This window comes from Cupriavidus basilensis OR16 (assembly GCF_000243095.1).
GTDB lineage: Bacteria > Pseudomonadota > Gammaproteobacteria > Burkholderiales > Burkholderiaceae > Cupriavidus > Cupriavidus basilensis_D.
Genome location: NZ_AHJE01000199.1, coordinates 1 through 6024 on the forward strand (window position 1 = coordinate 1; position 6024 = coordinate 6024).

The 6024-nt window shown below is 58.5% G+C and carries 10 protein-coding genes and 1 pseudogene; 2 read left to right on the plus strand and 9 right to left on the minus strand.

Annotated features, from left to right (window positions below):
- Positions 1–1200: pseudogene (locus tag OR16_RS37855) on the minus strand (fumarate hydratase); the annotation flags it as partial.
- Positions 1201–1331: 131 nt separating this feature from the next.
- Positions 1332–2060 (minus strand): GntR family transcriptional regulator, encoded by a 729-nt coding sequence (locus OR16_RS37860; RefSeq protein ID WP_006164546.1) that lies wholly within the window; start codon positions 2058–2060, stop codon positions 1332–1334.
- Positions 2061–2278: 218 nt separating this feature from the next.
- On the opposite strand from OR16_RS37860, the gene OR16_RS47975 reads away from it, so the two are divergent.
- Entirely contained in the window at positions 2279–2614 is a 336-nt protein-coding gene (locus tag OR16_RS47975) for a hypothetical protein (RefSeq protein WP_006164547.1), read from the plus strand.
- Positions 2505–3266: a Bug family tripartite tricarboxylate transporter substrate binding protein gene (locus OR16_RS37865; protein WP_337459908.1), complete on the plus strand. Its 762-nt coding sequence runs from the start codon at positions 2505–2507 to the stop codon at positions 3264–3266. The genes OR16_RS47975 and OR16_RS37865 overlap by 110 nt, the downstream gene beginning before the upstream one ends.
- Here the strand turns inward: OR16_RS37865 and OR16_RS47580 are convergent.
- The 7 genes from OR16_RS47580 to OR16_RS44325 all read right to left on the minus strand — a co-directional run.
- The gene (locus OR16_RS47580; RefSeq protein ID WP_006164550.1) at positions 3253–3387 is read right to left on the minus strand and encodes a hypothetical protein; all 135 of its coding nucleotides are present in this window, start codon (positions 3385–3387) and stop codon (positions 3253–3255) included. The two genes, OR16_RS37865 and OR16_RS47580, sit on opposite strands and share 14 nt — an antisense overlap.
- Before the next feature lie 203 nt (positions 3388–3590).
- Positions 3591–4040: an NUDIX hydrolase gene (locus tag OR16_RS42415; protein ID WP_081489015.1), complete on the minus strand. Its 450-nt coding sequence runs from the start codon at positions 4038–4040 to the stop codon at positions 3591–3593.
- 186 nt (positions 4041–4226) lie between these two features.
- The gene (locus tag OR16_RS44315) at positions 4227–4385 is read right to left on the minus strand and encodes a hypothetical protein (RefSeq protein WP_158001416.1); all 159 of its coding nucleotides are present in this window, start codon (positions 4383–4385) and stop codon (positions 4227–4229) included.
- A 125-nt stretch (positions 4386–4510) separates the two neighbouring features.
- On the minus strand, positions 4511–4681 hold the full coding sequence (locus OR16_RS44320) for a hypothetical protein (protein ID WP_158001417.1): 171 nt from the start codon (positions 4679–4681) through the stop codon (positions 4511–4513).
- Entirely contained in the window at positions 4668–5069 is a 402-nt protein-coding gene (locus OR16_RS45040) for a hypothetical protein (RefSeq protein WP_202801127.1), read from the minus strand. The genes OR16_RS44320 and OR16_RS45040 overlap by 14 nt, the downstream gene beginning before the upstream one ends.
- Positions 5070–5383: 314 nt before the next feature.
- Positions 5384–5656 carry a hypothetical protein gene (locus OR16_RS42425; RefSeq protein ID WP_081489016.1) on the minus strand — a complete coding sequence of 91 codons (273 nt, stop codon included), beginning with the start codon at positions 5654–5656 and terminating at the stop codon, positions 5384–5386.
- A gap of 3 nt (positions 5657–5659) precedes the next feature.
- A partial coding sequence (locus tag OR16_RS44325; protein WP_158001418.1) for a hypothetical protein occupies positions 5660–6024 on the minus strand: 365 nt, incomplete at its 5' end.

A 6024-nucleotide genomic window follows, 5' to 3' on the forward strand; every position in this document is an offset into this window, starting at 1 on the left:
CGCGCTCGGCCTTGCCGATCATCACCAGCAAGCCCGTCTGTTCCAGCAACTGCGGCACGAACTTGTCCATGCGCGTGGCCGTGGTAGGCCCTGCCGGGCCCACTGCTTCATCGCCCACCGCGTCGACCGGCCCCACGTAGTAGATCGCGCGATTGCGCAGCGGCACCGGCAGCGGCTCGCCCGCGTCCAGCATGGCTACCAGCCGCTTGTGCGCGGCATCGCGCGCGGTCAGCAGGCGGCCGCGCAGCCGCAGGGTCTCGCCAACCTGCCATTGCGCCACCTCCGCGGCGTCAAGGCTATCCAGATCGACCACGCGGCCAGACTTGGCGGTCAATGCGCCACGAAGCGCGTGGCCGCGCAATTGGGAATCAGCGCCACCGGCAGCGCCGCGGCATGGCACGGTAGCGCGGCCACCTTGACGTCCAGCACCGTGGCCAGCCCGCCCAGCCCCTGCGCGCCGATGCCGAGCGCGTTGATGCGCTCGAACAGTTCCAGCCGCAGCCGCTCGGCGTCGTTCGCGGGCCCCCTGTCGCGCAGCGCATGGATATCGATCGGGCTGAACAACGCACGCTTGGCCGCCAGCATGGCCTGTTCCGGCGTGCCGCCCACCCCGACGCCAAGCACGCCAGGCGGGCACCAGCCGGCGCCCATCTGCGCAATGGCGGCGAGGATCCAGTCGACCAGCGAATCGCTTGGGTTAAGCGTGGCGAACTTCGCCTTGACGTCGCCGCCGCCGCCCTTAGCCACCACGGTCATCTTGACGATGTCGCCGGGCACCAGTTCCAGCTGCAGGAAGCCCGGCGTGTTGTCGCCGGTGTTGCGCCGCTCGCCCAGAGCCGAGGCGACCATGGTGGCGCGCAGCGGATTGGTGCCGTGCGTGTAGCCGCGGCGCACGGCGGCGTCCACCATCTGCTGCACCGACAGCAAGGCGCCACCATCGCGCGCGGCAAAGCGCACCTCCATGCCCACGGTCATGAAGACCTGCGCCACGCCGGTGTCCTGGCAGATCGGCCGGTGCGCCTCGGCGCTCATGCGGCTATTGACCAGCAACTGCTCGATGGCATCGCGCGCCGCGCCCGCCGGCTCGGCGGCAAAGGCGCGCTTGAGCGCCTGCACGAAATCGGCGGGATGGTAGTAGCTGACGTACTGCAGCGCGTCGGCAATGGTGTCGACGACGTCTTCCTGGAAGATCACGGTCATGGCAGCGTGGGCGCAGCAGGGGGAACAGCCGCTGCGCCAATCAAATATGTTTATACATAATGACACACCCCGCCGCCTGAAAGCAAATCCGCTGGCTAGCCGCTTCCGGACCCTTTCAGGCTGGCGACGGCTCAGCCCTGACGCTGCAACACGGTCGAATACGTGAAGCGATCCGCCGGGTGCAAGCTCACCACCACTTCGAACAACCGGTCGGACTGGTCAAAATACCGGCGCACGAATTCCAGCGCATGGGCATCGGGCGCGGTACCCAGCACGTCTGCGAGTGCGGCGGGCACGCCCACCGCGCGCACGGTCTGGCGCACTTCCTTGACCAGGCGCCCGGTGGTCTTGCCAACCATCTCGCTGATCAGGCTGGGATCCGTCTTGAGCAGCTTGCGGATCTTGCTGCCGTCGGCCGCCATCACGTAGATATCGGACCACGAAAGCGGGTGGGCCGGCGCCTCGGGGTTGGTGCGGGAGGTTTCGATGTGCAGCCAGCGCGAGCCCGGCGGGCAGCCCAGCCGGGTGGCCAGCTCGATGTCGAGCACGATCTCGCGCGCACCGTGGATCACGCGCTGCGTGGCGGCGCCGTACTGCACCAGTTCGTCGATGGTGGAGAGCTTGGGCATGTACTCGCTGCTGCGCGGCGCGGCGGCTTCCACCCGGGTGCCGGCGCGCTTTTTGCGCGAGACCAGGCCTAGCTCCTGGATGCGCATCAGCGCCACCCGCACCGTGCCGCGGCTGACGCCGTGCTGCTCGGCCAGCTCCAGTTCGCCCGGCAGGCTTGACCCGACCGGATAGACCCCGCTCGTGATGTCGTGAATAAGCGCCTTGGTCAACTCGGCGTGGCGTGGCTCCATGGGTTCCCTGAATGATCGATCGATGTGCCTGTGGCGTAGCAAATGCTAGCGCCTGGCGGCCCGCAAGCCAAGCGTAAAGGGTAAACGAGATGCGGATCCGGCTTGACGGTGGAAGGCCACATTCCTAGAATATGTTTGAACATATTTGTTAAATGTACATATAAACAGCGCCGATCATCCAAAAATCCACCAAAACCAACTTGATGATGGAGACAACCATGACCAAGCCGCTGGCCGCCGCCCTGGCCTTGCTAGCCCTGTCCGCCAGCGCGCTGGCGCAGGACTACCCCACCCGTCCGATCACGTGGATCGTACCCTTCGCCGCTGGCGGCCCCACCGATGCGCTCGCCCGCAATATCGCCGACCGCGTCGGGCGCGACCTGGGCCAACCGGTGCTGATCGAGAACCAGGCCGATCGAGAACCAGGCCGGCGCCGGCGGCACCATCGGCGCGGGCAAGGCGGCAAAGGCCGCTCCCGATGGCTACACCTTCCTGGTCGGGCACATGGGCTATATGGCCGCCGCGCCGTCGCTGTACAAGAAGCTGTCCTATGACCCGGTCAAGGACTTCGAAGGCGTGTTTCGCTTCCCCGATACGCCGCTGGTGCTGCTGGTCGGCGCCAATTCCAGGTTCAAGACCGTGCAGGACCTGGTCGCCTTCGCCAGCGCCAATCCGGGCAAGCTGAACTTCGGCAACGCGGGCGTCGGCTCCACCTCGCACCTGGTAGCGGCCATGTTCGCCCAACAGGCCAAGATCAAGGTGACCCCGGTGTCCTACAAAGGCGCCGGCCCGGCCCTGACGGACGTGATGGGCGGCCAGGTCGACGGCATGTTCGACCAGACCAACACCGCCCTGCCCCAGGTCAAGGGCGGCAAGGTCGTCGCCATCGCGCAGACGGCAAGGCAGCGCATGCCGCAGTTTCCCGACGTGCCCACCGTGGCGCAGACCGTGGTGCCAAACTTCGAGGCATCCACCTGGTACGGCCTGTACGCGCCGAAAGGCACGCCCAAGGACGTCATCGCCCGCAACTACGCCGCATTCGCCAAGGCTATCGCCGACCCCGAGTTCGCCAAGAAGCTGGCCGACCAGGGCATCCAGCTGCTGCCGGACGCCGCCTACAAGCCCGCCGCGCTGAACCAGCACACTGCGGCCGAGGTGGCCAAGTGGAAGACAGTGATCACTACGGCGGATATCAAGCTCGATTGAGGTAGTCGAAGGCATTGCCGGCCGCCCAGTGGATCAGCCCCGGCGCGGCGCCGGCTTCATGGCAGGGCGCCGCCAGTGCGCGGCCGTCGAAGACGTTGACCATGGCAGGAGTGTGCAGCATTCGCGTTGGCCCAATGCTTCAGCCCATCTAGCGCGCCAAAATGAGGGAATTCTACTTTGCGGCGCATTCTGTTAATGCTGAACCGCATCATCGAAATGAAGTTTTTTACTAATCAGATATGAAAGGGAAAAGAGCCCGCTTCGATCTATTCCGCTATGATTGTGGTCCAATCCATAGTCTCGGCGCTAGTTGTAAATAGGGTTTCACGTCGCCCGCCTCTGCCTGGCCAACTGCCAGAGAGCTTCCGCATCTTGTAGCTGCTGAATACCATGTTCGCCCCAGTTGAGCATCTTTGCCGCGTTGGAAGGGCTAACTTTCTGGCGCGCGTAGATCTTGCCGGTAGCAGGGTCTGGACCGGGTGGCAGTAGTTTCCGAACATCTGCCACGAACCGTAATTGCACGAAGTCTCTGGTATGGCCATCGGCGTACTCTTTGACTACGACATGACCAAGATACATCGGATTAGATATTTCAGCCTGAGCCTCTTCTATGCACTCGCGCCGCAATGTTTGGAGCCATGTTTCTTGATTCTCCGGATGACCTCCAGGAAGGTTAAAACGCCCTCCATCATCCAGCACCAAGACTGATCCATCGCTAAAAAACAGAATTCCGTATACTTGTTCGACTGGAAATTGTTCTGGCGGCCACTCCATTTTCCAATTAATTTCAACCGCATTACTCCAATTCCGCTCTCACGCCTAATTGACGTCACTGAAAAAATTAATCATTTAAAATCAACATCGATTTGGATATAATAATCATTATAATTAACCATCAGAATTTAACCTTACCAATTATCCATTTCCCACGCTCCAGCATTGGTTTTACACAGCATGATTTCAAGTGGACTCCTCGAAGTTACCGACTGTCACAAACACCTCTTCCAATTCTTTATCAACTACGACCTTAGCCAGTCGAAAGCTCTTACCAAATTCGATTTCAAGCTTCCCATTCCATATAACCACAATCAGATCAGCAATCTGCTGCGCAGCGTCCATTTTTATTCCATAAAATATCGATGTTATCTCAACTTGATTTACCCACGGTTGGGCTTTCTTCGCGGAATACCCGATATTCAAATATTCATCGTAATATGATTTATTAAATACCTCAAAAATAAATATTACCCCTCTATCTCGAAAAATGACGGCCAGAGCAGGCTAGCCATACAAAGATAGAAATCATCAGGCAATTTCGTAAACTTGCTTATGGCATGAATATAATCAATAGGGGTCAAACCCTTTTCTGGGTTGGCCGCCACAAACTGCGCATAGGTCCAGTTACTCTTCGTCATTTCTGCTTTGCTCCAGGCATCTCGTCCGGTCTTGCCGGACGAAATCTCCCTTTGTCAATGAAGACGGTTCCATCAGGCCCCACATTGGCCATGTGCCATTGTCATTGTATGATGTGTATTTACCATCAACACCCGGTCTTTCAATAATGGAATGGGGTCGGCCATCAGCTTCCTGTAGCGGAACGGGTGGCTTATTTCGAGAATTATCTCCGCCAGCCATCGGCAGGATGGAATCGGCGATATTATTGGCGCCTTCCAGCACCGGCGTGAAAATCGGCTTAGCAACCCCGGTCACGATGCCATTTGCCGCGTCATATGCGTCCTGCAGAGGCCGAAAGAACGGCTTCGACTGGTTTTCCTTCGACTGATCCGGCGTCCCAATCAGCACCGCCTCCCCATTATATGCCAGCTTGCCAGGCGTCTGGAACGGCTTCTGCTATTGCCCCGGTGACCAAATCGGCGGCGGAGCCGGCAACGGTCCCGCCTGATTATTCTCCACCTCAAACGTAGCCGCATTCGTCGCCGTAGTTGCATCCCCCCGGCCGCCCCCGCGGCCACCAGACTCCTCACCATATCCTCGCGAGCCTGCTTCTCTGCACCGATATGTTGTCGGTCGGAGCCAGCGGGCTACCAAGCACGGAACTGGCCGCTGCGCCCATTGCTCCGGCGCCGCGCTCATAGACCGCGACCACCTTCCACACATCAAACTTCAATCTCACTATTTTCTTTAATGTAAGTGACGAAACTATTTTTTGCCTCCTCTAAGTGAAGGCGGTCGCATTGCGGACATCGATACACGGTTATTCCATATTCCAAAACGGCGTCATAAAAACCACCCTCATCCAAAGAACGATCTTCGCTCAATAAATAACCAATCTTATCGATTGTTTTTTCCGGTATTAGTGTCCACTCACAACTTGACACTCCTTTAGATAAATCTATAACGTTTCCACACTGACATTTGAATTTAGGCATATCTTAACCTCCATTTTTCGGTCTATCAAATCGGACAAAAGATCCGTTTGAATTTTGGAATAGAATTGTATTTATATTCTGCGTATTTGATTTCCCCCACGTACGAGCAGCAATCGAAGCCATGTCCTCGTGTGACAAATCAGCCTGTACGATGACTCCATTTCCCTGGCCCGCCTTCTTTTCTATGTTCTTGACGATATTTGATGGTGCCAAGTTCTCCGGAGTATAGACGTCAATTTGCCCTACACCGCTTACAGACAGGTCTGCAGTTCGTACCCCGGATACTCCTTGCGAAGACGCCGTAGCTTGATGAGCGACGTCGTACCCCAAATTAGCTAAACCTTGCCCCGCCCGAAGCCTCATTTGCA